Annotated in this window: 32 protein-coding genes and 1 tRNA gene; 10 read left to right on the forward strand and 23 right to left on the reverse strand. The window is 68.1% G+C overall.

Going from position 1 to position 25,383, the window contains the following annotated elements; translation table 11 throughout:
- The first annotated feature begins 52 nt into the window (after nt 1-52).
- Together IE88_RS0104210 and IE88_RS0104215 are read left to right on the forward strand one after the other, a co-directional pair.
- Nucleotides 53-391 (forward strand): hypothetical protein, encoded by a 339-nt coding sequence (locus IE88_RS0104210; protein WP_031550611.1) that lies wholly within the window; start codon nt 53-55, stop codon nt 389-391.
- 118 nt (nt 392-509) lie between these two features.
- Complete coding sequence (locus tag IE88_RS0104215; RefSeq protein ID WP_031550614.1) at nt 510-1,910, forward strand: carboxylesterase/lipase family protein; 1,401 nt, start codon at nt 510-512, stop codon at nt 1,908-1,910.
- 58 nt (nt 1,911-1,968) lie between these two features.
- Here IE88_RS0104215 and IE88_RS0104220 read toward each other — a convergent pair whose 3' ends face one another.
- The 4 genes from IE88_RS0104220 to IE88_RS0104235 all read right to left on the reverse strand — a co-directional run bounded on the left by IE88_RS0104220 (nt 1,969) and on the right by IE88_RS0104235 (nt 4,966).
- Nucleotides 1,969-2,325 (reverse strand): response regulator, encoded by a 357-nt coding sequence (locus IE88_RS0104220; RefSeq protein WP_031550617.1) that lies wholly within the window; start codon nt 2,323-2,325, stop codon nt 1,969-1,971.
- Between the two features lie 10 nt (nt 2,326-2,335).
- Nucleotides 2,336-3,799 (reverse strand): PAS domain S-box protein, encoded by a 1,464-nt coding sequence (locus tag IE88_RS16295; protein WP_031550620.1) that lies wholly within the window; start codon nt 3,797-3,799, stop codon nt 2,336-2,338.
- A gap of 222 nt (nt 3,800-4,021) precedes the next feature.
- Nucleotides 4,022-4,098: transfer RNA gene (locus IE88_RS0104230), tRNA-His, on the reverse strand.
- A 46-nt stretch (nt 4,099-4,144) separates the two neighbouring features.
- Nucleotides 4,145-4,966 (reverse strand): M48 family metallopeptidase, encoded by an 822-nt coding sequence (locus IE88_RS0104235; protein ID WP_036766593.1) that lies wholly within the window; start codon nt 4,964-4,966, stop codon nt 4,145-4,147.
- Nucleotides 4,967-5,109: 143 nt separating this feature from the next.
- Between IE88_RS0104235 and IE88_RS0104240 the strand changes: the two genes are divergently transcribed.
- Nucleotides 5,110-6,480, forward strand: coding sequence for a DUF2254 domain-containing protein (locus tag IE88_RS0104240; protein ID WP_051881497.1), 1,371 nt, complete (start codon nt 5,110-5,112; stop codon nt 6,478-6,480).
- Nucleotides 6,477-7,490, forward strand: a complete 1,014-nt coding sequence (locus IE88_RS0104245) for a DNA topoisomerase IB (protein WP_036766594.1) — start codon at nt 6,477-6,479, stop codon at nt 7,488-7,490. The genes IE88_RS0104240 and IE88_RS0104245 overlap by 4 nt, the downstream gene beginning before the upstream one ends.
- Before the next feature lie 3 nt (nt 7,491-7,493).
- Here the strand turns inward: IE88_RS0104245 and IE88_RS0104250 are convergent, their stop codons facing one another.
- The 3 genes from IE88_RS0104250 to IE88_RS0104260 all read right to left on the reverse strand — a co-directional run bounded on the left by IE88_RS0104250 (nt 7,494) and on the right by IE88_RS0104260 (nt 9,556).
- Nucleotides 7,494-8,444: a YihY/virulence factor BrkB family protein gene (locus tag IE88_RS0104250; protein WP_031550631.1), complete on the reverse strand. Its 951-nt coding sequence runs from the start codon at nt 8,442-8,444 to the stop codon at nt 7,494-7,496.
- A 57-nt stretch (nt 8,445-8,501) separates the two neighbouring features.
- Nucleotides 8,502-9,305 carry an SDR family NAD(P)-dependent oxidoreductase gene (locus IE88_RS0104255; RefSeq protein WP_031550634.1) on the reverse strand — a complete coding sequence of 268 codons (804 nt, stop codon included), beginning with the start codon at nt 9,303-9,305 and terminating at the stop codon, nt 8,502-8,504.
- A gap of 71 nt (nt 9,306-9,376) precedes the next feature.
- Nucleotides 9,377-9,556, reverse strand: a complete 180-nt coding sequence (locus IE88_RS0104260; protein ID WP_031550636.1) for a YdcH family protein — start codon at nt 9,554-9,556, stop codon at nt 9,377-9,379.
- 172 nt (nt 9,557-9,728) lie between these two features.
- Between IE88_RS0104260 and IE88_RS17115 the strand changes: the two genes are divergently transcribed.
- The 3 genes from IE88_RS17115 to IE88_RS0104275 are packed head-to-tail and all read left to right on the forward strand — an operon-like array spanning nt 9,729 to nt 11,271.
- On the forward strand, nt 9,729-10,343 hold the full coding sequence (locus IE88_RS17115) for a TIGR02444 family protein (RefSeq protein ID WP_162178294.1): 615 nt from the start codon (nt 9,729-9,731) through the stop codon (nt 10,341-10,343).
- Nucleotides 10,340-10,633, forward strand: a complete 294-nt coding sequence (locus IE88_RS17120) for a YdcH family protein (RefSeq protein ID WP_051881499.1) — start codon at nt 10,340-10,342, stop codon at nt 10,631-10,633. The genes IE88_RS17115 and IE88_RS17120 overlap by 4 nt, the downstream gene beginning before the upstream one ends.
- Nucleotides 10,630-11,271, forward strand: a complete 642-nt coding sequence (locus tag IE88_RS0104275; protein ID WP_081871433.1) for a peptidylprolyl isomerase — start codon at nt 10,630-10,632, stop codon at nt 11,269-11,271. Before IE88_RS17120 ends, IE88_RS0104275 begins: the two co-directional genes overlap by 4 nt.
- On the opposite strand, the gene IE88_RS0104280 is transcribed toward IE88_RS0104275, so the two are convergent.
- The 4 genes from IE88_RS0104280 to infA are packed head-to-tail and all read right to left on the reverse strand — an operon-like array spanning nt 11,268 to nt 13,496.
- The gene (locus IE88_RS0104280; protein WP_031550650.1) at nt 11,268-11,444 is read right to left on the reverse strand and encodes a DNA gyrase inhibitor YacG; all 177 of its coding nucleotides are present in this window, start codon (nt 11,442-11,444) and stop codon (nt 11,268-11,270) included. The two genes, IE88_RS0104275 and IE88_RS0104280, sit on opposite strands and share 4 nt — an antisense overlap.
- A complete protein-coding gene (locus IE88_RS0104285) occupies nt 11,434-12,669 on the reverse strand; it encodes a ribonuclease E/G (RefSeq protein WP_031550653.1) in 1,236 nt (411 codons plus the stop codon). The genes IE88_RS0104280 and IE88_RS0104285 overlap by 11 nt, the downstream gene beginning before the upstream one ends.
- A complete protein-coding gene (locus IE88_RS0104290; RefSeq protein ID WP_031550656.1) occupies nt 12,666-13,256 on the reverse strand; it encodes a Maf family protein in 591 nt (196 codons plus the stop codon). Before IE88_RS0104290 ends, IE88_RS0104285 begins: the two co-directional genes overlap by 4 nt.
- A 21-nt stretch (nt 13,257-13,277) precedes the next feature.
- On the reverse strand, nt 13,278-13,496 hold the full coding sequence (gene infA, locus IE88_RS0104295; protein WP_031550659.1) for a translation initiation factor IF-1: 219 nt from the start codon (nt 13,494-13,496) through the stop codon (nt 13,278-13,280).
- 149 nt (nt 13,497-13,645) lie between these two features.
- Here infA and IE88_RS0104300 point away from each other — a divergent pair, with 149 nt between their 5' ends.
- From IE88_RS0104300 to IE88_RS0104310, 3 genes are all read left to right on the forward strand, one after another.
- Nucleotides 13,646-14,398, forward strand: a complete 753-nt coding sequence (locus IE88_RS0104300; RefSeq protein ID WP_031550662.1) for a TerC family protein — start codon at nt 13,646-13,648, stop codon at nt 14,396-14,398.
- Nucleotides 14,399-14,449: 51 nt separating this feature from the next.
- Complete coding sequence (locus tag IE88_RS0104305) at nt 14,450-14,656, forward strand: dodecin family protein (protein WP_031550665.1); 207 nt, start codon at nt 14,450-14,452, stop codon at nt 14,654-14,656.
- A gap of 88 nt (nt 14,657-14,744) precedes the next feature.
- Nucleotides 14,745-15,005, forward strand: coding sequence for a hypothetical protein (locus IE88_RS0104310; protein ID WP_031550668.1), 261 nt, complete (start codon nt 14,745-14,747; stop codon nt 15,003-15,005).
- Here the strand turns inward: IE88_RS0104310 and atpC are convergent.
- The 12 genes from atpC to IE88_RS0104370 form a co-directional block, all read right to left on the reverse strand.
- A complete protein-coding gene (atpC, locus tag IE88_RS0104315; protein WP_031550672.1) occupies nt 14,999-15,379 on the reverse strand; it encodes an ATP synthase F1 subunit epsilon in 381 nt (126 codons plus the stop codon). The genes IE88_RS0104310 and atpC overlap by 7 nt on opposite strands.
- Nucleotides 15,380-15,499: 120 nt before the next feature.
- Nucleotides 15,500-16,927, reverse strand: a complete 1,428-nt coding sequence (gene atpD, locus IE88_RS0104320) for a F0F1 ATP synthase subunit beta (RefSeq protein ID WP_031550675.1) — start codon at nt 16,925-16,927, stop codon at nt 15,500-15,502.
- Nucleotides 16,928-16,957: 30 nt separating this feature from the next.
- Nucleotides 16,958-17,836: a F0F1 ATP synthase subunit gamma gene (locus IE88_RS0104325; protein WP_031550678.1), complete on the reverse strand. Its 879-nt coding sequence runs from the start codon at nt 17,834-17,836 to the stop codon at nt 16,958-16,960.
- A 108-nt stretch (nt 17,837-17,944) separates the two neighbouring features.
- A complete protein-coding gene (gene atpA / locus IE88_RS0104330) occupies nt 17,945-19,477 on the reverse strand; it encodes a F0F1 ATP synthase subunit alpha (RefSeq protein WP_031550682.1) in 1,533 nt (510 codons plus the stop codon).
- Nucleotides 19,478-19,480: 3 nt separating this feature from the next.
- Nucleotides 19,481-20,029 carry a F0F1 ATP synthase subunit delta gene (locus IE88_RS0104335; RefSeq protein WP_031550684.1) on the reverse strand — a complete coding sequence of 183 codons (549 nt, stop codon included), beginning with the start codon at nt 20,027-20,029 and terminating at the stop codon, nt 19,481-19,483.
- A 152-nt stretch (nt 20,030-20,181) separates the two neighbouring features.
- Nucleotides 20,182-20,598, reverse strand: a complete 417-nt coding sequence (gene ybgC, locus IE88_RS0104340) for a tol-pal system-associated acyl-CoA thioesterase (protein WP_051881500.1) — start codon at nt 20,596-20,598, stop codon at nt 20,182-20,184.
- Entirely contained in the window at nt 20,595-21,611 is a 1,017-nt protein-coding gene (gene ruvB, locus IE88_RS0104345; RefSeq protein WP_031550691.1) for a Holliday junction branch migration DNA helicase RuvB, read from the reverse strand. Before ruvB ends, ybgC begins: the two co-directional genes overlap by 4 nt.
- The gene (gene ruvA, locus IE88_RS0104350; protein WP_031550694.1) at nt 21,608-22,234 is read right to left on the reverse strand and encodes a Holliday junction branch migration protein RuvA; all 627 of its coding nucleotides are present in this window, start codon (nt 22,232-22,234) and stop codon (nt 21,608-21,610) included. Before ruvA ends, ruvB begins: the two co-directional genes overlap by 4 nt.
- The gene (ruvC, locus tag IE88_RS0104355; protein WP_031550697.1) at nt 22,231-22,737 is read right to left on the reverse strand and encodes a crossover junction endodeoxyribonuclease RuvC; all 507 of its coding nucleotides are present in this window, start codon (nt 22,735-22,737) and stop codon (nt 22,231-22,233) included. The genes ruvA and ruvC overlap by 4 nt, the downstream gene beginning before the upstream one ends.
- A gap of 51 nt (nt 22,738-22,788) precedes the next feature.
- Nucleotides 22,789-23,892, reverse strand: a complete 1,104-nt coding sequence (locus IE88_RS17125; RefSeq protein ID WP_051881501.1) for a tetratricopeptide repeat protein — start codon at nt 23,890-23,892, stop codon at nt 22,789-22,791.
- Nucleotides 23,893-23,921: 29 nt separating this feature from the next.
- The gene (gene thiE, locus IE88_RS0104365; RefSeq protein WP_031550703.1) at nt 23,922-24,569 is read right to left on the reverse strand and encodes a thiamine phosphate synthase; all 648 of its coding nucleotides are present in this window, start codon (nt 24,567-24,569) and stop codon (nt 23,922-23,924) included.
- 9 nt (nt 24,570-24,578) lie between these two features.
- The gene (locus IE88_RS0104370) at nt 24,579-25,349 is read right to left on the reverse strand and encodes a Coq4 family protein (protein ID WP_051881502.1); all 771 of its coding nucleotides are present in this window, start codon (nt 25,347-25,349) and stop codon (nt 24,579-24,581) included.
- Nucleotides 25,350-25,383: the final 34 nt, after the last annotated feature.

Genomic DNA, 25,383 nt, shown 5'->3' on the forward strand with positions numbered 1-25,383 from the left:
GTGATCGGGGCGCTAGGGTCGCCCTCCAGCCTCCGCCGAAGGAAAGCCTGTCTTGGAACAGTGGATCGTCCTCCTGGGGATCGTCGTCGGCCTGTTCATCCTCGCGGCCGTGCTGAAGACGGTGCTCGGCCTCGTCTTCCGCTATCTCCTCTTCGTCGCGATCACCCTGCTGATCTACCAGCAGCGCCGTGGCGGGGAGGTTCTCGACTGGCTGACGACGGAACTGGCGGTCGAGATCGGCCTCGTCGCGCTTCTGTCCTTCGCGTTTACGAGCCTCGTCGCCGCGACGGCCCTTCGCGGCACAAGGCTGCGCATCCTGATCGTTCCCGTCCTCGGCTTCGCCTCGGCGCTCCTGCTGTCACAATGGGTGACGCAGTGGACGATGCTCTAGGCCCTCCGCCCGTCCAGTGTCCGGCTCTGCTCGCACCGCGCGCAGCTGGCAGCATCTGTGGAACAGGCGCAGCCGAAGGCGCTATGGGGGGCCTGCCGGCCAGAGGAGAGAAAGCCGAATGCGGACATTGAGACATGCGGGCCTGGCGGTCCTCGGACTGGTCCTTGCGGGGGGTGCGGCGATGGCGCCCCCGGCCGCGACGATCCCGCAAGGCCCCGTGACGGGCAAGGTGGAGAATGGCGCGGAGGCGTTTCTCGGCCTGCCCTATGCCCGGCCCCCGGTCGGCGATCTGCGCTGGAGAGCCCCGCAGCCGGCGGATGGCTGGTCCCGCCCCTTCGAGGCGACGCGCTTCGCCAATGACTGCGCGCAGAAGCCCTTCCCCTCGGATGCCGCGCCGCTCGGGACCGAGCCGTCCGAAGACTGCCTCTATCTCAATGTCTGGCGGCCCGAAGGGGCCAGCAGCGGGGACCGCCTGCCGGTCATGGTGTGGATTCACGGCGGCGGGTTCATCAATGGCGGCGCGTCGCCCGACGTCTATGACGGCGCGGCGCTGGCCCGCGAGGGCATGGTCGTGGTCAGCCTGAACTACCGCCTCGGCCGCTTCGGATTCTTCGCCCATCCGGCCCTGTCCGCGGACGCCACCGACGAGGAGCGCGGCGGCAATTACGGCATTCTCGACCAGGCCATGGCGCTGTCCTGGGTGCAGGACAACATCGCCGCCTTCGGCGGAAATCCCGCGCAGGTTACTGTGATGGGCGAAAGCGCGGGGGGCCGCTCGGTGCACCTGATGCTCACCTCTCCCCTGACTGAAGGCATGGTGCAGCGGGCAGTGATCCAGTCCGGCGGCGATGGCGGCAGCGCGATGTCCGCTTCGCTCGACGCCGCGCGCGAGGCCGCTCTCGCCTTCGCCGAAGGCAAGGGGATCACCGGCACCGGACCCGGCGCGGCGAAAGCCCTGCGCGCGCTCGAAGAGGACGCCGTCGTGGACGGGCTGAACCTCTCGGTCCTCTTCGAGCGCGGCAGCGATGCGCCGCCGGACTTCCACATGCCGGTGCTCGACGACGTCGCCGTGGTGGACACGGCGGAGGCCTATCGCAGCGGCCGCTTGGCGGGCATGCCGGTGATGATCGGCGCGACATCGGCCGATATCGGCGGGCCGGACGGCGTGATGCTGCGGGGCGCAAGGCAGCTCGCCGCGCTCATGACCGCGCAGGACATGCCGGTCTGGCACTACGTCTACGACTATGTGGCAGAGAGCGAGCGGAGCGGCGGCACGGCAGGCGCGCCCCATGCCTCGGAAATCCCGTTCTTCTTCGGCACCGTGGCCGCCAAATACGGGGAGGCCGCGACCGATCTCGACCGAAGCGCGAGCGGGACGGCGCTCGGCTATCTCGCCAGCTTCGTGAAGACCGGCGATCCGAACACGCAAGACCTGCCCGAATGGCCGCGCTACGGAGAAGCCGGCACGACGCTCGTCTTCACCCGGGACGGCAGCGCAGCGGTCGCAGACGGGCGGTGACGCCCCCTCCGGCGGTGCCGTGCCCCCTCCTCCTGCGGGCCGGGAGCGGGCGGAGCGGCTATGCCAGCTCTCGCAAGGCCCGCTCCATGATCGCCGTGGTATAGGGCTTCTGCAGAACCGGACAGTCGCCGAATTCCTCGGGGATGCCCCGTCGGCCATAGCCCGTCACGAAGACCACGGGGATGCGCCGTTCGAGAAGCTTGCGCGCGAGCGGGAAGGACTGATCTCCGGCGAGGTTCACGTCGAGAACGGCCACGTCGTATTTCGCCGGGCCGGCTAGGGCCTCCAGCCCGCCCGCGACGCTCGACGCGGTCGCGCCGACTTCATAGCCGAGATCCATCATCGTCTGCTCGAGCATCATGAGCAGCAGCGACTCGTCCTCGACCAGAAAGGCTGTCTTGGGGCTCTCGATCATCCGGACGATCCTATACCGTCCCGGTGATCTCGCAGACCACTCCTTCGGGCGGATACTCGATCTTGATCGCGCCCTGGATGTCGCGGGCGAGGATGCGCGTCAGCATGAGCGTACCGAAGCCTTCGCGCTCCGGCCGCGCGACCTCCGGCCCTCCGCTCTCCCGCCAGACGAGGCGGAGCTCCCGGGTATCGGCGTCGAAGGACCAGCGCACGCTCACCGAGCCGGTCCGGACGAGGAGCGCGCCGTATTTCGCGGCATTCGTCGCAAGCTCGTGAAGCGCCATGGAGAAGACCTGCGAGCGCTGCGGGGTCAGCGGGACAAAGGGCCCCTCGCAGGCGAAGCGGTCGCCGCCTCCGCGTTCCTCGTCCTGCCGATAGGGTGCCAGCGCCATCTCCAGGACCGATTCGAGGTCCGTCTTCTCCCACTGGCTTTCGGTCAGGAGGTTGTGCAGGGCGGACAAGGCCTGAATGCGCGCGACGAAGTCGTCATGGCGCGATGCATCCCCATCTCGGCCGCGCAGGGAATGAACCGCGATGGCCTGGACGGTCTGGAGCGTGTTCTTGACGCGGTGGTTGAGTTCATCGGCGAGCAGCTGAAGCCGGGCGAGATGGGCCCGCTGTGTCGTGATGTCGACAGCCACGCCGGGAAAGCGGTCCGGCCCGCCATCGGCATCGCGGAAGCACTTGCCGCGCGCCAAAAGCCACGCCTCCTCGCCGTCGGCGGTGGTGACGCGATACTCTTCCTCGAATTCCTCTCCGCTCTCCACCGCCTCCGCGATGGCGGCTTCGACCCGCGGCCGATCCTCCTCGTGGATCGCAGCCAGGAAGGATGCGAGCGGCATCCCCTCTCCCGCCCTCCCCTTGTCGATGCCGAACATCCTGGCGAACCGCGCATCCGTCCGCATGGTATCGGCCTGGATGTCCCATTCCCATGTCCCGATCGCCCGCCCGGCCGCCAGAGCGAATTGCAGGCGGCGTTCTGTCTGGGTCAGCCGCTCGGCGGTGGCTTTCTCCTCTGCGATGGACCGCACCTCGATGATCGTGCCGATCGGGCGCCCCTCATCGTCTTCGAGCGGACTTGCGGTGTAGGCGACCGGATAGAAGCTTCCGTCCTTGTGAACGAAAACCTCCTCGCCCTGCTCCCGGTGCTTCTCCGGGAAAGCCCGGTCGATCGGGCATTCCTCGAGCGGGAAGGGCGAGCCGTCGGGCCGGGTGTGATGAAGGACGTCGTGCAGCGGGCGCCCCAAGGTCTCGGCCAGCGTGTAGCCGGTGAGGCGCTCGGCCGAGCCGTTCATGTAGATGCAGTGCTGCTGCTCATCCATGACGAACATGGCCAGGGTCGCGTTCTCGCAGAGCGCCTTCCAGAGGCGGATCTTGCCGTAATCGCCGAGCAGGTCCATCGCCCGCAGGCGCTCATTGGCATTCGCCTGCGTCTCTTCACCGGTGTCGTTCGCTCGCGTTTTGTCGAAACTCATGCCTAAGCCCGAGGGATCGGTTCGCGCGCTCTCTAACGCCCTGAAACACCGAAACCAAACGCTTTGACCGGCGCGGCCCCTCCACCAGGCGAGGCCGGGCGGGGCCCGCCAGGACTGCATGAGCGAACGGGGGCTTCCGTCCGGGCTTCGACGAGTTCGCGGGCGGACGCCACTGTCCGATGTTATCGCGGTAACACACCGCGCTCGAACTAGACTGTCGGATGGTACCGCCTCCCCGGTTCGAACGGGGGACCTCTTGATCCACAATCAAGCGCTCTAACCTACTGAGCTAAGGCGGCACGCCGCGAGGCCTTAGACCTCGCGGCTATGGGTTTCAAGCGCCGATCAGGTGCCCTGGCCGAGCTGCGCGATCTCTCGGCGGAGGTTCTCGATGCGGGTTTCGGTCGCGGGGTGCGTGCTGGCGAATTCCGCCGGACGCTCCTGATTGGCGCTCGCCTGCGCCATGCGCGTCCAGAATTCGAGCGCCTCGCTCGCATCATAGCCGGCCCGCGCCATATAGCGGACGCCGCCCGCATCGGCCTCGAGCTCGTGCTTGCGGCTGTAAGGCAGGATCAGGCCGTACATGGCCCCCACACCCAGGACCTGCGCCAGTTGCTGCGCGTTCTGCGAGCAGTCTGTACCGGCCCGCGGATTGTCGCCGCAGCGCGAACCGAGCGCGATCGACGTCCCCACGAGGCCGAGCTGGGCGAGAAGGTTCTGGCTCGATCGCTCGCCGGCGTGGTTGTACTCGACATGGGCAATCTCATGGCCGACGACCGCAGCGAGCTGCGCGTCGTTCTGCATGATGTCCATGATCCCGGTATGGATGCCGATCTTCTTGCCGGGCAGCGCGAAGGCGTTGAGCGTCGGATCCTCGAAGACGAGATATTCCCATTCCGCGGGATCTTCGCCGGAGGCGCGCAGAAGGCGCGGCGCGACGCGGTTCAGGCGCTCCGTATAGCGCGAATCGCGGCTGATCGTCTGCTGTTCCTTGATGTCCTGCCAGGCGGCGGAGCCGGCCTCGGCCATCGAATCCTCGCCCACGCCGAACATCAGCTGGTTGCGGCCGAGTTCTTCGTTATAGGCGCAGCCGGCTACGCCCAAGGATAGCGCGGCAGCAAGCGCCGCCGCCTTCACAGATCGTCTTCCGCCAGCCTTGGGATGCACGGGCGCCTCCTTGGTGTGTTCTCTTATAGTAACAATGGGAAGAGCGGGGAGTTCGCACAAGCTTTGGTAGGACCGTCGGCCGCAGCCGGGGAACGACCCGGCGGCACGGGGCGTTGCCACGCGAAGCCCAAAAGGAGCAATGCGTGTTTTCAGGACGGGTCCTGGCCACCTATCGAGCGGTCATTTCGAGCTACTGGTTCCTGCCCCTGACCCTGATCCTGGGCGGCGTCCTCCTCGCGATCGGCCTCACCCTGCTCGACCAGTTCGTCGGCGAGGGCCTCCTGCCCCAGGACCTCCTCCTGGGGCCGACCACGCCCGAAGGCGCCCGGACGCTCCTGAGCACGATCGGCGGCTCCATGCTGTCGGTCGCCGGCGTGGTGTTCTCGGTGACGCTGGCGACGATCGTCTTCGCCTCGGGGCAGTACGGCCCCCATGTCCTGCCGCAATATCAGCGCGACCGGCAGGCCCAGGCGACGCTGGGGCTCATGCTGGCGGCCTTCGCCTATTGCACGACGGCCCTCTTCACGGTGCAGGCGGGGGAGAAGGATTTCGTTCCCGCGCTCGCGATCCTCGGCGCCCTTGCCCTCGCCGCTGCCGCGATCGGCATGCTGATCGCCTTCATCGCGCACATGCTGGCGATGCTGCACATCTCCAACATCGTCGCCCGCATCGCCGAGCAGACGCTGCACCTCCTCGATGACGAGATGCCGCTCAACCCGCCGCGGGACGCCGCGGCGAGCGGGACCGGCCGGAAGACGGAGTTCCTCACCGGAGAGGGCGATCCCCTGCTCTGCGGGGAAGGCCGCGGCTATATCTCGACGATCGGAACCCAGAAGCTGGTCGAACTCGCCAAGGAGCACGATCTGCAGGCCGATATCCTCGTCCGCCCCGGCGATTTCGTGACGCCCCTCTCGGTCCTCGCGCGGCTCACCCCGGCCCTGCCCGATGAGGAAGCGCAGACGGCCCTGCGCCATGCCTTCGCCTGGGGACGGCGCCGCACGCCCGACGAGGACGTCGCCTTCACTCTCGACGAACTCTGCACCATCGCCTTCCGGGCGCTTTCTCCGGGCATCAACGATCCGTTCACGGCCACGGACGTGCTGCGCCACCTGACCGCCATCATCGAGCGGGCGAGCAGCGGCAAGTGCCGCCAGTCGATCCACTCCGACGAGGAGGGGGTGCCGCGCATCCGGCGGCCTGTCCTGAGCTTCGGAGACGTGGTGAGGCTCACCCTCGACCGGCTGGCGACCGACGCGGCCAGGAACCCCACGGTCGCGCCCATCATGCTGGAGGTCTATGACGACCTGCTCATCCGGCTCTCCGACGAGGATCACCGCGAGCGGCTGCTCCGCTCGGCGGAAACCTTCGCGAAGGCCTGCGCCGACCAGCTCTCGACCGAGGGAAAACGCCAGGACATCGCCGAAGCGATGGCGCGGCTGCGCCGGCGCGCCGCTTCGGAACGCGGCGCGGGCACGCTGCGGATCTCGAGGCTCGAGGAAGGAGTGGGTCCATGAGCACCGATCGCGACGCCCATGCCGAGGCCGAGCTGCATGCGCGCAAGGCGGGCCTGCGCTACTCGACCGACGAGGAGCCTGGCATTACCCGGGTCCGGCGCGGCAGGGGCTTTTCCTATCACGCTCCCGATGAGAGCCTGATCACGAGCGGGCCCCTGCGGGAGCGGTGCGAGGCGCTGGCCATTCCGCCGGCCTATACGGATGTGTGGATCTGCGCGGATGCCAATGGACACCTCCAGGCGACGGGCCGGGACAGCCGGTCGCGCAAGACCTATCGCTATCATGACGAATGGCGCCGCTTCCGCGACGAGCTGAAATTCGCGGAACTGGCCGATTTCGGAAACCATCTCGGCCGGGCCCGCGCCCGCAACGAGGAGGCGTGGCACACCCATGGCCTCAAGAAGAAACGCCTGCTGGCGGCGGTCTTCTACCTTCTCGACACGCACGCGCTGCGCGTGGGGAACGAGGCCTATGCCGAAGAGAATGAGAGCTTCGGCGCGACCACGCTGCGCCACGAACACCTCGAGGCGGACAGCTTCGTCTTCACGGCCAAGGGCGGGCGGGAAGTCCACCTGCCGCTGACGGACCGGCGCTTCACCCGCCTCGTCCACAAGCTGCACGACCTGCCCGGCCAGCCGCTCTTCCAGTACGAGCAGGACGGCGAGCTGCACCATCTGAACAGCGCCGATGTGAACGCCTATCTCGAAGAGGTCTTCGGCGAGGCGGTGACGGCCAAGCAGTTCCGCACATGGGCCGGCAGCCTCGCCGCCTTCGAGGCGGGCTTCTCGGAGGATGCGGGCATCGGCGACGTCGTGGAGGCCGCCGCCGAGCGGCTTCGCAACACGACCGCCGTGGCCCGCAAGGCCTATGTCCACCCGGCCATCATCGAGGCGGTCAGGGAGGAGCGGCTGGTCGGCGAGATCCGGACGCTCCGGCCGAAGATCAGCGCGCGCAAGAAGCTCTCGCGCAACGAGACGCTCTTCCTGCGCTGGCTCGACGAATTCGCCTGATCCTCAGCCCGCCGGTTCCGCCACGGTGTCGGCGGCATGCGCGCCCCGCTCGCCCATGGGCTGGGCGGGACCGGTCGTGGTGTCGCGGCGGGTCTGACGCTCGAGTTCGCAGTTCACCTCGGCGCCCAGAAGCGTCGCGAAGGCGGTCAAATAGAGCCACATCAGGAGGATGACGACAGCGCCCATCGCGCCATAGGTGGCGTTGTAGGATGCGAAATTCGCGACATAGACGGTGAACAGGGCCGACCCGGCGATCCAGAGGATCACGGCGACCAGAGCGCCGCCGCTCGCCCATTCCCAGCGGGCGTCCTCCCGCGCGGGGCCGAAGCGGTAGAGCACGCCGAAGCCGAAAAAGGCACCGCCGATCAGGACCAGCCACTGCACCACGACGGCGAGGACATTCGCATAGGCGGGCAGGCCGAGGCTGCCCAGCGCCGCCGGCAGAGCGATCACCAGAAGACAGCCCATGACGATGCCGACGATCGCGGTGATGGTGAGGGTGATATTGACTAGCGTCTGACGCAGGAAGCCGCGCTGATCATCCTCGTCATAGGCGATGTTCATGCCTTCGGTCAGCGATTTCACGCCCTTCGATGCGCTGAAGACCGCCAGGAGGATGCCGATGATGGCACCGACCGCGGCGCCGGTATCCTCGCTTGCCGCATCGGCCGCCTGAGCGTGGATGATCTCGGCGGCCTCGGACGGCATGGTCGAGGTGAAACCGTCGATCTGCTGCACGATCTGGTCGGGATCGGCCACCAGTCCCCAGATCGAGACCCCGGCGCCGATCGCCGGGAACAGGGCGAGAAGCGCGTAGAAGGCGCATCCGGCCGCGACGAGCCCGATATGGTCCCGGCCCATCTCCTTGCGGACGCGGCCGAAGACCGAGATCCAGCCCCGGGCCGGAATCTGCCACGGTTTGCGCGCGCGCTGGCCCCTGTCCGATCCTGCCATGCCGGCGTCCTCCCGCTCTGTCACTGCCTCATGCGGCAACGAACGCCTCGGCGCCGGTCAATGTTCCTTCTTGGGCCCCACATGGCTGGCCAGGCGCCCGCCATCGACGAACAGCGTCTGTCCCGTGATGAAGGAGGCTTCTCCCGCCGCGAGAAAATGCACGGCGCCCGCCGCCTCCTCCGGCTCGCCCCGGCGGGCGAGCGGCGTCGCGGCGATGGCGTCCTTCTTTTCCTGGCTGGTGACGATCTCCGTCTCCTCGAGTTCCTCCTTGATGGCCGCGACACCGACGGCATTGGCGCGCGCGCCATAGGGGGACAGCGTCATCGCCACCGCGCGCGTCATCTGCAGGATGCCCCCCTGGCTCGCCGCGAAGAGCGCGTGATCCGCGCTCGCGGTCACCGCCTCGGTCGAGACCACGTTGACGATGGCGCCGGAGCGGGCGGTATCGACGCCGCCATCGGTCACCGCGCCAGCCTGCCGGATGATCTGCTTGGCGACCGCGCGGTTGAGAAGGAAGGCCGCCCGAAGGTTCCGGTCCAGCACGCGGTCGAAATCCTCATTCGTCGTCTCGAGGAAGGGGGCCGCGTAGAAATGGCTCGCGCAGTGGGCGAGCACGTTGACCTCGCCATAGACGTCGAGCGCCTCGGCCAGGATGTTGTGCACGTCGAGCTTCTTGTGCAGGTCCGCTTCGATGAAGGACGCGGTGCCGCCCGCCTCTTCGATCTCGATCCGGAGCGCGTCGCCCTTGGCCGCGCTTTCGTCGGTGAGGATGAGCTTATCGTGGGAGCGGGCGAAGCGGAGCGCCACTGCGCGCCCTATGCCGCCGCCGGCTCCCGTCACGATCACCGATCTGCCGGCCATGTCTCTACCTCGCCTGCCTTTTTTGGGGCCCGTCCGGGATATCGATCCCGGACGAGCCGAACGCATGGGCCTTAGCTCGACAATCGCTTGGTCTGAAGGGTCTGTATCTCGTCCTTGATGGCGAGCTTCCGTCTCTTGATGTCGTGCACCTTCTTGTCGTCGAAGGCGGGATGACGCAGCTCCTCGTGCAGCGCGGACTCGAGCTCCTGGTGGCGGCGGCCGAGGGTATCCAGACGAGCGTCTATCGACATGAAGAGTCTCCTTTCGAGTGACGCCTGACAGATGACCATTTTCTTCGCCGTCCTGTCACGAACTGATGGCGGTTCCGCCTGAAACCGTGATTCGGAGCTCAGGCCGCATGCCCCGCAGCCGCGGGCTGTTGCGCCGCTTTCCGTTCCGCCGCCGGAGCGCTAGATGGGCAGGGTGAGCGAACAGATCTCGGCGTCCGCGCCTCGGCAAGCCGGGGTTCAGCTTCACGACAGGTTCTGGACCTGGTCGACCGCGCTGCTGCGCGACGCCGAAGCGCGCCGGGTCTCCCTCGCCCTGCAGGATCGCTACTCGATCAACGCCAATGTCGCGCTCTGGTGCGTCTGGACCGCCCATTCCGGTTATGTGCTCGAGGAGGAGGAGGCCAGGCGCATCCTCGACCATATCGAGCCGATGGACGCCTATGTCGTGCGCAGGCTGCGGGAGGTCCGCCGCTATCTCTCCGCGCCCCACCCCGGCTATCCGCTCGTAGAGCTGGTGAGGCTCCGGCGGGAAACCTATGAAGCGGAACTCGCCGGAGAGCGGCTGGTCCAGCTCCGCCTCGAAGCGGCGACCCGCATGCTCGCCGGGCCGCCGGGCCTGCGCGGCGGCGCGGAAGCCGGGCACGAGGCGCGGCGGCTGTTCTCCATAAGCCGCGCCCACCTTGAAATGCCGGTCGTCTTGGCCGATGACCTTGGCCCGGAGAGCCCGGTCGCGCTGTTCGAGACGCTTCTCGATCGAGCACGGTCCACCCGTTCTGGCCCGCAAACGCTCGCGCAGGATGCCGAATGACCGATGACGATACCCCGAAGCTGAAAGCGATCGACGGCGATGGCCGGAACCCGGCCGACGATTCGCCTCCCGCGTCGGACGAGGTCGAAGCGGCCAATGACGAGGCGATCCGCATGAAGATCGCCCAGCTCGAGGAGGAGCATCGCGATCTCGATCAGGCCATCACGACGATGGAAGAGCGGATGCCCTATGACCGCCTCACGATCCAGCGCCTCAAGAAACGCAAGCTCGCGCTGAAGGATCAGATCACGGCTCTTCACGAAGAGATCCTGCCGGACATCATCGCATGAGAACCGCTCTCGCCGCGCTTTTCGGGCTTGTCGTCGCCATCGCGCCGGCTGCCGCGCAGGACGATCAGGAGGCGGCGCAGTTCGCGCGGATCCAGACGTCGATGGGCGATATCGACGTGGCGCTCGAACGGGAGGCCGCTCCCGTCACGACCGAGAACTTTCTCGAATACGCCACCAGCGGCTATTACGACCGGCTGATCTTCCACAGGGTCATTCCGGACACGCTCATCCAGGGCGGCGGCTTCAGCGCGCAGTTCTATGAGCGGGCGACGCGGGATCCGATCGTCAACGAAGCGTCGAACGGGCTCAGGAACGAGCGCGGCACGATCGCCATGGCGCGCTATAGCGACCCCGACAGCGCGACGAGCCAGTTCTTCGTCAACCTGCGCGACAATCCCGATCTCGACCGGACCGGCGACACCTACGACATGGATGCGGGCTACACCGTCTTCGGCCATGTCGTCGCGGGCATGGCGGTCGCAGACGCGATCGGAGCAGTGGAAACGGGTCCCGGCCCCGCGGGCACGGGCCTCGATGCCGAAGTGCCGGTCGAGCCGGTCCTCATCCTGCGCATCGACCCCATCGCCGAGGACGAAGTCGGCGCGACGCAGGACAGCGCAGAGCGGGAAGACGGCTAGTCCGGCTCCCGCGCGCTTTCGTCCGCCGCGCCCGGGATGGCGTAGCCGTCGGACAGCCAGCGATTGAGATCCACGTCCGCGCAGCGGCGCGAGCAGAAGGGCGCATAGGCCTTCTCGCTCGGCTTCTTGCAGATCGGGCAGCGGGGACCTGACTTTCGCGCGTCAGCGGACATGCGGCTCCTCGGATGACGTTGCGGAGAGGGTGAAGCGGGCGCCGTAGCGGGCGCGCAGCGCCTCTGCCGCTTCTCCTTCAAGATGGGGAAGCGCCCGCTCCGGGCAAGACAAAGTGCACGAGCCGGACCTGTCGGCGAGAAGGCGCGCTTCGAGCAGCCGGTAGCTGCGGGCGGCGAGCACGTCGGCCCTCAGGCGGCGGCCCGGCAGTACGCTCCCCTCGCCGGGCTCGGTCAGGCGTTCGAGAAGGCCCGGCACCGGGCGCGGCGCGATGACCACGCAGATCCCCTCCCCCGTCACCGCCGGAATGCTGACGCGGCCGAGCGGCGAAAGCGCCTTTGTCAGGCGGTCGCGCAGGATCTTCGGCGAAGGGGCGGCGCGGCGCGGAAGGTCGATCACGATCTGCCCCCCAAGCGAGCGCAGCGCCCCCTGCCGCCCGAGCACGGGCAGGAGAGCCGCAAAGGCCCGCTCCGCCGCGCCCTTCGCCGAGCGTCCCTCCTGGCGGCCGAGATCGACATCGATGGCGGTCAGCGCCTCGGCCTCGTCGAAGACGAGCCGTCCGCCGCCCGGCAGCGGAACGATCCGCCAGAGCGCCTCCTCCTCCGCCTCGTCCAGCACGGCCCGCAGGGCAGCGGGTTCGGCAAGCGCGACCCGGTCCGCTTCGGGGCCGAGGGCCTCGCGGAGCGCGGCGGCCGCATCGGCATCCGTCACGTGGATCTCCTCGATCTCCCGCGTCAGAAGGCCCGTCACCGCGCGGATGAGCGGCGCCGGCACGGAACGCGGGCCAGCCTCGCCCTCCGCGAAGGCTTCGCCCGCCAGACGCAGCGCATCCTCCTCGCCGTCTTCGGGCGCCCCGATCGGCCCCGGCGCGCAGGCGAGCTCGCCATCCCTTCGCCGCACGGTCGCAAGGGGAAGCCGCAGGGCGGGATTCGCGACCAGCTGCGCCGCCTTGTCGCCGATGGCCTCGCGCCGGATGCCGACGGTCAGCGAGGCGCCGAGCGGCGGCATTGCGCGGCCTTCGGCGGGAAGAAAGCCCTGCGCGCTTCCCAGATCGACGAAGACGCCGCCGAGGCGGTTATCCTTCGAGTGGACCCTGCCCTGGTAGAGCGCGCCGAGGCGAGGCTCTACCCGCTGCGGATATTCGTGATGCAGCCGGACGACGCGGTCCTCTTCGAGCAGGCCGATGCGCAGCTCCAGAGGGGTTCGATCGACGAGAAGAACGCTCACGAGGCACCGCCTGTCACATAGCCGCTCGCCCGCAGGAGGTTCGCCGTCTCGTAGAGCGGCAGGCCGACGACGCCCGGATAAGAACCGATGATGGAGGGGATGAAGGCGGCGAAAGCGCCTTGGATGGCATAGCCGCCGGCCTTGCCGTGCCATTCGCCCGAAGCGAGATAGCCCGCGATCTCGGCATCGCTCAGCCGCTTGACCTTCACCCGCGTTTCCACCCGGCGCGTCCGCTCGACGCCGTCCGCGCCGAGAACGGCCAGCCCCGTATGCACGCGGTGCGACCGGCCGGAAAGAAGGCGCAGGCAGCGTTCCGCCGTCGCCTCGTCCTCGGCCTTGGGGAGGATGCGCCGTCCGGCCGCGACGACGGTGTCCGAGGCGAGTATGATCGCCCCTTCATGACGCGGCGCGACCGCCCTCGCCTTCTCGGCGGCGAGGCGCACCGCCAGCGGCGCCGGCAGTTCGCCGTCGCGCTCGGTCTCGTCGATGTCGGCTGGGTCGATGGCCTCGGGCGTGACGCCGATCTGCGCGAGAAGGTCGCGGCGGCGCGGCGAGGCGCTGGCGAGGATCAGCGGCGGACGCGTCATGACGGACACCCCGCCCCGCCTCTACTTGAAGCGATAGGTGATCCGGCCCTTGGTCAAATCATAGGGCGTCATTTCCACGAGGACCTTGTCCCCTGCCAGGACGCGGATGCGGTTCTTGCGCATCTTGCCGGCGGTGTGGGCGATGATCTCGTGGTCGTTCTCGAGTTTCACGCGAAAGGTCGCGTTCGGCAGAAGTTCTTCCACCGTACCGGAAAACTCGAGCAGCTCTTCCTTGGCCATGCGAATCCTGTGTGACGCAAGCGCGGCATCTGGGGCGAAAGCCGCGATTCGTCAACCGCTAGCGGCGGGAGAAATGGATTGTGCAGGCTTCGCCGCGCCTTCGGAACCCGAAGCCCTGCCGCGGCGTTCCGCATCGACCTGCCGAAGGAGTGTCCGGTTTGATCGATCTTCTGTCCAACCCCGCCGCCTGGGCCGCGCTCGCGACCCTGATCGTGATGGAAGTCGTCCTGGGGATCGACAACCTCATCTTCATCTCGGTCCTCACCAACAAGCTGCCCGAAGCGCAGCGGAGCCGGGTGCGGCGGATCGGCATTGCCGGGGCGCTCGTCCTGCGCCTCGCGCTCCTGTCGCTGATCACCGTGATCGTCCAGCTGACCGATCCGCTCTTCGAGGCGTTCGGGCATGGCTTCTCGGTGCGCGACCTCATCCTGATCGCGGGCGGCCTGTTCCTCGTCTGGAAGGCGACGCGGGAGATCCACGAGACCATGGACCCGGATGTCGATCATGCAGGCGGCGTGGCCGACAAGGGCACCCGGGCCGCCGGCGCCGTGATCGTGCAGATCCTGCTCCTCGACATGGTCTTCTCGATCGACTCGATCCTCACCGCCATCGGCATGACCGATTTCGTGCCGGTGATGTTCGTGGCCGTGATCGTCGCTGTCGCCGTCATGCTCTTCGCGGCAGATCCCTTGGGCGATTTCATCGCCAGGAACCCGACCGTCGTAATGCTGGCGCTGGGCTTCCTCCTGCTGATCGGCACGACGCTGATGGCGGACGGGTTCGGCTTCCATGTGCCCAAGGGGTATATCTATGCCGCCATGGCGTTCTCGGCCTTCGTGGAGATGCTCAACATCTTCGCCCGCAGGCGGCGCGAGAAGCGGGGCGCTGAGGCTCCCGCTTGACCGGGCCCCGCGCGGAGACTCCACTCCCTGCATTCATTCGGGAGAGAGACCATGAGCGTAGCCCGCGTCACCGACATCATCGCCGCCTCGCCGAACAGCTTCGACGAGGCGGTTAAGCTCGGCATCGAGAGAGCGAACAAGACGCTCAAGAACGTCCAGGGCGCCTGGGTCCAGGACATGAAGGTCGAATGCGACGGCAATGGCGGGATCAAGGAGTACCGGGTCGCCATGAAGGTGACCTTCGTCCTGGCGGAGTAGACCACCTTACCGAACCGTCGGCTGCCGCGCACTGGCGCCGGACGCGCGGCGCGGGCTAGCCTCGCGCTGCCGCCAGTCCGGGACCTCCATGATCCGCCTCATCCTTCCAAGCGCCACGCTGCTTGCTCTTCTCGCCTGCGCATCCTGCGCCAACACGCATCGCATGACCTGCGAGATCGCGGAGAGCCAAGACCGGTATTCCGGTCACAGCTATGCGGGAAACACGCTGGTGGGCGATGAGCGACGCGATTGCGAGCGGAGAGCCGACGCCGCCAGGTCGAGCGAGACGGAGATAGAGTCCGGCTTCTCCCGCTTCAAGCGCGAGCGGGAGGCCGGCGAGGCTCAATAGGTCGAGAGGACGTCGACCGCGCGCTGGGCCTCGAGCTGCTGCTCGGGGCTCAAATCCGCAGATAGCGCTTTCTGGGCGGCCTGCTTCTGGGCGCCGAGGACATCGCCCTTGAGCTCGTCCTCGGGAATCGCCGTCTCGGCCAGCACGGTCAGACCGTCCGGAGAGACATCCGCGAAGCCGCCGCGGACATAGAGCTTCCGCTCGCGGCTGCCGTCGCGGATGGTCAGCATGCCGGGGCTGAGCGTCGACATGAGCGGGCTGTGTCCCGCCTGGACCTCGAACACGCCTTCGGTGCCCGGGATCGAGACGGAATCCGCTTCGCCCGAGAACAGCTCGCGCTCGGGAGAGACGAGAGAGAAGGAAAGCTTGGGCATCGCGTCGTCGCCTTGCTGCGTGCGGAGGCACGCTCCGCGTCATCATGCTTGCCGCCGCTAAGGACGGCTGGGCCGCAGCGGCATTTTCGCCGCCGCGGCCTGTCGTGAAGAAAAGCGGGCTTAAGCCGCTTCGGCCATCTTCTCGGCCTTGGCGATGGCATCGTCGATGCCGCCGACCAGGTAGAAGGCCTGCTCGGGCAGGTGGTCGTACTCGCCCGCGATCAGGGCCTTGAAGCCCTTCACGGTCTCTTCGAGCGGCACCTGAATACCCGGGCTGCCGGTGAAGACCTCGGCAACGTCGAAGGGCTGCGACAGGAAGCGCTCGACCTTCCGCGCGCGGGAGACCGTCAGCTTGTCCTCTTCGGACAGCTCATCCATGCCGAGAATGGCGATGATGTCCTGCAGCGACTTGTAGCGCTGGAGGATCTGCTGAACGCCGCGCGCCACGTTGTAGTGCTCTTCGCCGACGATGCGCGGATCGAGGATCCGGCTCGTGGAATCGAGCGGGTCGACGGCCGGATAGATGCCCTTCTCGGCGATCGAGCGGTTCAGAACCGTCGTCGCGTCGAGGTGGGCGAAGGTCGTCGCCGGCGCGGGGTCTGTCAGGTCGTCGGCCGGCACATAGACGGCCTGGACCGAGGTGATCGAGCCCTTGGTGGTCGTCGTGATCCGCTCCTGCATCGCGCCCATGTCGGTGGACAGGGTCGGCTGATAGCCCACGGCCGAGGGGATGCGGCCGAGAAGCGCCGACACCTCGGAGCCCGCCTGCGTGAAGCGGAAGATGTTGTCGACGAAGAAGAGGACGTCCTGGCCCTGGTCGCGGAAATGCTCGGCGACGGTCAGGCCGGTCAGCGCGACGCGGGCGCGGGCGCCCGGCGGCTCGTTCATCTGGCCGTAGATGAGGGAGGCTTTCGAGCCTTCGGCCGAGCCGTTGTTCTTGCTCGGGTCCTTGTTCACGTTGGACTCGATCATTTCCCAGTAGAGGTCGTTGCCCTCACGGGTCCGCTCGCCGACGCCGGCGAAGACCGAGTAGCCGCCATGCACCTTGGCGATGTTGTTGATCAGTTCCTGGATGAGAACCGTCTTGCCGACACCGGCGCCGCCGAACAGGCCGATCTTGCCGCCCCGGGCGTAGGGGCAGAGAAGGTCGATGACCTTGATGCCGGTCGCCAGCACTTCGGCCTCGGTCGACTGCTCGACGAAGGGCGGCGCGGAGGCGTGGATCGGGCGGCGGATATCCGAGGGGATCGGGCCCAGCTCGTCCACCGGCTCGCCGATGACGTTCATGATGCGGCCGAGCGTGCCCTCGCCCACGGGGACCTGGATGGCCTCGCCCGTATCGGTCACGGCCTGGCCGCGGATGAGGCCTTCGGTCGAGTCCATCGCGATGGTGCGCACCGTGTTCTCGCCGAGGTGCTGGGCGACCTCGAGGACGAGGCGGTTGCCGTGATTGTCGGTTTCGAGCGCGCTCAAGATCGACGGCAGGTGGTCGTCGAACTCGACGTCCACGACCGCCCCGATCACCTGCGCGATGCGTCCCTGTGCCATGCTTTCGGTCCCTTTCGTTCGGTCGAGCGTCTAGACGCTCTCGGCGCCGGCGATGATTTCCACCAGCTCCGTCGTGATCTGCGCCTGGCGAGCGCGGTTGTAGGATAGGTTCAGGCTGTCGATGAGATCGCCCGCATTGCGCGTGGCGTTGTCCATCGCCGTCATGCGCGCGCCCTCTTCGGAGGCCGCGTTCTCGAGCAGGGCGCGGAAGACCTGCACCGCCACGTAGCGCGGCAGCAGGGTTTCGAGAATCGCTTCCTCGTCCGGCTCGTATTCGTAAGGCGCCTTGGGCGCCGATGCGTCGGCCCGCTCGGGGGGGCTCGCCGGCAGGATCTGCGTCGCCGTCGGCACCTGCGAGATGACCGACTGGTAGCGGGCATAGAAGATCGTCGCCACGTCGAAGGCGCCGTCCTCGTAGAGGGTCAGGAGGCGGTCGGCGATGCCCTTGGCCTGCTCGAAGGTGACCCGCTTTTCCTCGGAGGTGTCGAAGCGCTCGAGGATCAGATCGCCATAGAGGCGCTTGAGCTGGTCATAGCCCTTCTTGCCGACCAGGAAGAGCTTGACCTCCTTGCCCTGGCTCTGAAGCTCGACGATCCGCTCGCGCGCCTGGCGCACGATGGAGGAGTTGAAGCCGCCGCAGAGGCCGCGATCGGCCGTGGCGACGACGAGGAGATGCGTGCGCTGCGAGCCGGTCCCGGTCAAAAGCTTCGGTCCCGGCGCGCCCGGCGTCATGCCGGCGGCGAGGTTCGACAGCACGGTCTCGATGCGATCGGCATAGGGCCGCGCAGCCGTCGCTGCCTCTTCGGCCCGGCGCAGCTTCGCCGCCGCGACCATCTGCATGGCCTTGGTGATCTTCTGCGTGGATTTGACCGAACCGATGCGGTCCTTGAGGTCTTTGAGGCTAGGCACAGCAATTCGCCCTTTGATGTCTTCGAACCGGCCCGGAGCGCCTCACAGCGCTCCCGCCCCGGCCGGTGGCCGATCCGGAGGACGGCTCTGCCGCCCTCCGACCGGTCGTTATGCGAAGCTCTTCACGAACTCGTCGAGGATCTTCGTCAGCTTGGCGTCGGTCTCGTCCGAGAGCTTCTTCTCGGTGCGGATCGTCGTCAGCAGATCGGCATGCTTGGCGTGCATGTGGCGGAGGAATTCGGCCTCGAACTCCTGCACCTTTGACGTCTCGACCTTGTCGAGATAGCCGCGCGTGCCGGCGAAGAGGACGACCACCTGCTCCTCGACCAGCAGCGGCGAGTATTGCGGCTGCTTGAGGAGCTCGGTCATGCGGGCGCCGCGGTTCAGCGTCGCCTGCGTGGCCGGGTCGAGGTCGGAGCCGAACTGGGCGAAGGCCGCAAGCTCGCGGTACTGGGCGAGGTCGCCTTTGATCTTGCCCGCGACCTGCTTCATCGCCTTGATCTGCGCGGCCGAGCCGACGCGCGACACCGACAGGCCGACATTCACGGCCGGGCGGATGCCCTGATTGAAGAGGTCGGTCTCGAGGAAGATCTGGCCGTCCGTGATCGAAATCACGTTGGTCGGAATATAGGCGGACACGTCGTTCGCCTGCGTCTCGATGATCGGCAGCGCCGTCAGCGAGCCCGAACCATGATCCTCGTTCAGCTTCGCCGCGCGCTCGAGCAGGCGGGAGTGCAGGTAGAAGACATCGCCCGGATAGGCTTCGCGTCCCGGCGGACGGCGCAGGAGGAGCGACATCTGGCGATAGGCCACGGCCTGCTTGGACAGGTCGTCATAGACGATCGTGGCATGCATGCCGTTGTCGCGGAAATACTCGCCCATGGCGCAACCGGCGAAGGGCGCGATGAACTGGAGCGGCGCAGGCTCGGAGGCCGTGGCGGCGACGACGATCGTATAGTCGAGCGCGCCATTGTCCTCGAGCGTCTTGACGATCTGGGCGACCGTCGAGCGCTTCTGGCCGATGGCGACATAGATGCAGAACATCTTGCCCTTGTCGTCCGCCGCGGCGGCATTGGGCTCGCGCTGGTTCAGCATGGCGTCGACGCAGATCGCGGACTTGCCGGTCTGGCGGTCGCCGATGACGAGTTCCCGCTGGCCGCGGCCGATCGGGATCATGGCGTCGATCGACTTGATGCCGGTCTGGACGGGCTCGTGCACGGATTTCCGCGGCAGGATGCCCGGCGCCTTCACGTCGACGAGGCGGCGCTCGGTCGATTCGATCGGGCCCTTGCCGTCGATCGGATTGCCCAGCGGGTCGACGACGCGGCCCAGAAGGCCCTTGCCGACGGGGACGTCCACGATGGCGCCGGTCCGCTTGACCGTCTGGCCTTCCTTGATGCCGGTGTCGTCGCCGAAGATGACGACGCCCACATTGTCGGCTTCGAGGTTCAGCGCCATGCCGCGCACGCCGCCTTCGAACTCGACCATCTCGCCGGCCTGGACATTGTCGAGACCATAGACGCGCGCGATGCCGTCACCGACGGACAGCACCTGCCCGATCTCGGAGACTTCGGCCTCCTTGCCGAAGTCCTTGATCTGCTGCTTGAGGATCGAGCTGATCTCAGCGGCGTTCAGTTCCATGACTTATGCCTCTTTCAGTCGGCCATGCAGCCGGCTCAGTTTGGTACGCAGGGAAGAATCCATCATCCGGCTGCCGACCTTGACGATAAGGCCGCCCAGAAGAGACGGATCGGTCTTCGTTTCGAGATTCACGGCCTTGCCGACGGCCGCTTCGATCTGTGCGCGCAGCGCCGTGGTCTGATCGGCGCTGAGCGGATGGGCGGAGACGGCCTCGGCCGAGACTTCGCCCCGGCTCTTGGCAGCCTGATCGAGGAAGGCGCGTGCAATGCCGTCGAGCGCGAACAGGCGGCCATTGCGGGCAAGAAGCCCGACCAGGTTCTGGGTCAGCGCATGCGCGCCCATCTTGTCAAGGACGGCCTTCATGCCGCGCGTCTTCTCGTCGGCATCGAAGACGGGGGATGCGACAAGACGCCGCAGGTCATCGGACTGCGAGAGCGCGCCGCGCAGGCCGCGCATGTCGCTTTCGAGCGCAGGGACGACATCCTGCTCCTTGGCGAGGTCGAAGAAGGCGCTGGCGTAACGCTGTGCGACTTCGGACCGGTCGTCGGACATGGAAAGCTCCCGGTTGGCGGGGGCGCGGGGCGGACCCGGCGACGGATGGAATTGAGCGAACGGCGCGAGGGCGCCGGATATCGGCGGGCGGGTAGCACACGGGTTTGCCCCGCGCAACGCGCGCGCTGCCTGCTGGAGACGGGTTTTGCGCGTTAGTTCCCGGGCGGCGACAATGTCCGTTCGAAGAGGCGCCTGAGCGCGGGCGGAAGGCGGCGCGGGCGCCCCTCCATCGTCATGCAGGCGACCGTCACCTCGCCGGCCGCCAGCACCTCTTCGCCCCGCAGCACCGCCTGGCCAAAGACCATGCGCGCGCCCCGCACCTCCGAGAGGGTCGTGCGCACCGTGAGGAGATCGTCGATTCGCGCCGGGCGCATGTAGTCCATGGAGAGGCTCCGCACGGTGAAGGCGAGCGGCTCGTCGGCCTCCAGCATCTCCGCATGGCTGCCGCCGGCGGCGCGCATGGCCTCGGTCCGCCCCCGCTCGAAGAAGCGTAAGTAGTTGGCGTGATAGACGACGCCGGAGAAGTCGGTGTCCTCGTAATAGACGCGCACCTGGAGTTCATGCGTCATTCGAACAGGCTCCCCGCCCGCTGCGGCACGGCGAGGCCGATATGCCGGTAGGCCCTGTCGGTGAGCATCCGCCCGCGCGGCGTGCGCTGGATCAGGCCCTGCTGGAGCAAGAAGGGCTCGATCACATCCTCGACCGCGTCGCGGGCTTCGGCAAGGCTCGCGGCAATGGTCTCGACGCCGACCGGACCCCCGCCGAAATCCTCCGCGATCTTGGTCAGATAGCGCCGGTCCAGCGTCTCGAGCCCGAGCGCGTCGACATCGAGGCGCCGAAGCGCCTTGTCCGCCACCGCCGCGGTGATCGGCAGCGTGTCCTCGACCGCCGCCACGTCGCGCACCCGGCGCAGAAGGCGGCCCGCGACGCGCGGCGTGCCGCGCGAGCGGCGGGCGATCTCTCTCGCCCCGTCCTCCTCGATCGGCACGTCGAGCTTGCCCGCCCCGCGCGAGACGATCCGCATCAGCTCTTCTTCGGTATAGAAGTCGAGCCGGAGGGGAATGCCGAAGCGGTCGAGAAGCGGCTTTGTCAGGAGGCCAGAGCGCGTGGTCGCCCCAATCAGGGTGAAGCGCGGCAGGTCGATCTTCACCGACCGCGCAGACGGCCCCTCCCCGATCAGGATGTCGAGGGAATAGTCCTCCATCGCAGGATAAAGCACCTCCTCCACCGTCGGGGTCAGGCGGTGGATCTCGTCGATGAAGAGGACGTCGCGCGGCTCGAGATTGGTGAGGAGCGCTGCGAGGTCGCCCGCCTTGGAGATGATCGGCCCCGAGGTCTGGCGGAAGCCGACGCCGAGCTCGTTCGCGACGATCTGCGCCAGCGTCGTCTTGCCGAGGCCGGGCGGCCCCGAGAGCAGGACATGGTCCATCGCCTCGTCCCGCTGGCGCGCGGCCTGCACGAAAACCGAAAGGTTGTCCTTGGCCTTGGCCTGGCCGGTGAAGTCAGCCAGCGAGCGCGGGCGCAGCGCGGCATCGGCGTCCTCGGCGTTCGCCGCGCCGCTGGTGATTCGGGTCTCGCTCATTTCGAAAGCCCCTTGAGCGCGGCGGTGATCAGCGCTTCGAGGCCCTGATCGGCCGCATCCTGCGCCGCGATGACGGCTTCGCGGGCGAGGCTGTCATCGAAGCCCAGCCCGATCAACGCGGTGACGGCGTCGGCCTTGATACCCGCCCCCGGCGATGCGCCGTCCTGCGCGGGCTCGCCGTCCAGCCGCTCGGCGAGATCGGCGTGCGGCACGCTCATCGCGATGCCGGCCGTCTTGTCCTTGAGTTCGGTGACGATCCTCTGGGCGAGTTTCGGCCCCACCCCCTGTGCGCGCGCCACGGCCGCCTTGTCCCCGACCGCGATGGCGTCGAGAAGGCCCGCCGGGCTCAGAACCTGGAGGATCGACAGCGCCGCCTTGGCCCCGACGCCCTGCACGGTCTGAAGCAGGCGGAAGCAGCGCCGCTCCGCCTCGGTCTCGAAGCCGACAAGGCGGATATAGGTCTCGGCGACCAGCGTCTCGATCGCGAGCGCCGCAGGCTCGCCCGGCGACAGGCGCATCAGGAGGCGCGGCGTGCCGGACACCTCGTAGCCGACGCCGCCCGCCACGATGATGGCGCTGTCCTCGGCCACGCTGAGGACCCTGCCCGACAGATGTCCGATCACGATGCGGCCTCCATCCTCACGGCGGTCTGGGCATGGCTCGCATGGCAGATCGCGATGGCGAGCGCATCGGCGGCATCGGCGCTGTCGAGCCTCGCGCCGGGCAGGAGGCGGCTGACCATGGCCGCGACCTGCGTCTTGTCCGCCCGCCCCGTGCCGACGACGGATTTCTTGATCCGCGTCGCGGTATATTCGGCGACCGGCAGCCCTGCGCGCGCGGGCACGAGGACGCAGACGCCTCGCGCCTGGCCGAGCTTGAGAGCGGAGCGCGCGCCGGCGTTCACCACCGTCTCCTCGACGGCGGCCGCCTGCGGCGCGTAGGCGGCGAGAACCTCTTCGAGACCTTCTGCGAGAGCGGCGAGCCGGCTCGGCAGATCGCCGCTCTGCGGCGGCTTGACGACGCCGCAGGCGACGAAACGCAGGCGCGAGCCGAGAGAGTCCAGAACGCCCCACCCGGCATGGCGAAGGCCGGGATCGATTCCCAGGATACGGAAATTGTGCTGCATCGGCGCGTTAAAGCAGGTCTCTGGGGCAGCCGGTAGCCTTGCCGGGCCTGTTCACCATCGCAGGCCGCCGCTGCGGCGCTCTTCTCGGGCGGGCGGCGCTTCCCGCTCCGGCGCGGCCTCCGCCACCCGCTCTTCCCTTTGCGGCTCCGGCGGCTTCCGCGCGGCCGCGAGCGCCGCGATCTGCGCGGCCAGCTGATCGCGCAGGAGCCTGCGTTCGGCGACGATCTCGGGCAGCTCGCCCCCGGCCGCCGCCAGAGCCCGCTCCGCCCAGAGGAGCGCAGCGTGATAGTCAGGAGCGCCGTCCAGGCCGTCGGCGATGGCGGCGGCGTAGTAGAACATGGCCTCGCCTTCGCCGTCATCCGCCGCGGCGCGGAACCATCGCAGGGCCTCGCGGTCCGATTGCGGCACGCCCCTGCCATTGAGGTGCAGGAGCGCCAGGGAGAGCTTCGCCCGGGGCAGTCCCGCCTCCGCGGCCGCGTTCATCCACACCACCGCCTCTTCGAGATCGGGCGGCCCCGGCAGGCGCTCGGCTTCGAGCAGCAGGGCGAGATCGTACTGGCTCTCCGCATGGCCCGCCCTCGCCGCCGCCCGGAACCAGCGCGCCGCCTCCTGCGGGTCGCGGGGACGCCCCTTTCCCCGAAGATAGAGCGAGCCGAGCTGGTGCTGCGCATCGGCATGCCCCGCCTGCGCCGCCCGCTCATAGAGATCCGCGGCCCGTCCGAGGTCCTGCGGCACGTGCTGGCCTTCGGCATGCATCAGGCCGAGCATGTAGAGCGCCTTGACGTGTCCCTGCGCCGCCGCGCGGTCGAACCAGCCATAGGCGCGCTGCCAGTCGAGGCGCACGCCCTGCCCGGTATAGGCGAGCTGGCCGAGGGCATGCTGCGCATCGGGTTGCCCGGCCATGGCCGCTTCGGTGAACAGGCGGCGCGCGGCAGCCGCGTCCTTTTCCATGCCGAGGCCGCGGGCAGCGAGGAAGCCGAGCATGTAGCCCGCCTCGGGATCGGAGGATGCCAGCGGCTCGAGCAGCGCCCGCGCCTCGTCATACGCGCCGCGGCGGAGGGCATCGAGCGCAGCCTCGGTCGGGGCCTCCTGCGCGAAGGCGAGCGTGCCCAGAAGCAGGCAGCAGACGGCAAGACTGGTCAGCAAGCGCGGCATCGCGCCCCTCCCGGAACCCGCTTCAGGTCTTAGAGGGCGTCGCCTTGAGGTTGCAAGGCGCGCGCGAATGCCGCGATCGCAGCCTCCGGCCCCTCGGCATGGTTCCAGACCGCGCCGCAGACGGCGAGGAAATCCGCGCCCGCGCGCAGGAGGAGCGGCGCCGTCTGCGGCGTGATGCCGCCGATCGCGACGCAGGGCAGGACCGTCATCGCCTGCCAAGTCGTCAGGAGCTCGGGCTCCGCTTTATAGGCCGCGTCCTTCGTGCCGCTCGGGTAGAAAGCGCCGAACGCCACATAGTCCGCGCCCGCCTCTCCCGCCTGCATGGCGAGGTGATAGCTGTCATGGCAGGTCACGCCGATCTCGGCGTCTTCGCCCAAGAGGTGCCGCGCCTCCCCCACGCTGCCGTCGGACTGGCCGAGATGGACGCCGTCGGCGCCCGCCTTCTTCGCAAGATCCGCCCGGTCATTGACGAAGAGGCCGACACCGCGCGCCGCGCAGACCGGCAGCAGCGCCTCCGCCGTGCGCAGGATCGCGTCGTCGGGAGCATCCTTCATCCGGAGCTGGACGCAGGCCACCTCGGCGGGGCTGCCGAGCCCCGCATCGAGCGCGGCGGCGAGAGGATCGGCGAAATCGGGACCGATCCCGCTCGGCGTGAGAAGATAGAGAGCTGGGGTCACGACACCGCTTTAAGCGGGCTCGGGCTGGCCGATCAAATCGAGCGTTTCCTTGGGCACCGCTTCGTAGAGGGCGGGGCGTCGTACCTTGAGCCGCTCGCGCACCTCCTGAAGGGGCCGCTCGAGAAGCGGCACCCAGTCGGTGGTCACGAAATCCTCCGCATCGCGGCCATTGCGCTTGGCCTCCGCGATGATGCGGCCCACCGGCACGCGGGGCGCGTCGAGGCGCGCCTTGAGGCCGCCGAAATGCGCGATGAAGGCCGCGCCCGCAGAGCCCGTCTGCTTGTGGTTGAAGGCGAGGAGCGCCGTTTCGCCGAGGCCGTCGCGGCCATAGCCGCTGACGATGTGATGCAGGTCGTGGCTGAGATTGTTGGCCCAGGAAAAGGCGTAGAAGGCGGGATATTCGCGCGCGAACAGGTCGTAATCCACGCCCGCGGCGATCGCCGCCTCCTGCACGCCGTTCGTGTCGAGGCCCTCGGCCTGCATGAACTCGGCATAGGTCCGGCCGAGCGTGCCGACGGGCAGAGCGAGCAGCGCCGTCCGGTCATCGAGCGCCCGCAGGAGGTAGGGCCTGTCCGCCATGTAGCGGCGCGCCACGTCCGACGCGCAGAACCGCCTGAAGGCAGGCACCATGCTGTCGCCGTTGACCGCCCGGATGACGTCGAAGACGAAGGTCGTGTCCTCCTTGTTCCGGGTCAGATCGTACATCCGCTTGAAGGCGCGCGGATAGTTGCGCGGCAGCGGCGTCGGCATGCGGGCGTCTTCGAGGGTCGCCTCGGTCACGTCGTCACTCCCCGTTCGTGCTCGTCGCTCCGGC

This window comes from Parvularcula oceani (assembly GCF_000733125.1).
GTDB lineage: Bacteria > Pseudomonadota > Alphaproteobacteria > Caulobacterales > Parvularculaceae > Parvularcula > Parvularcula oceani.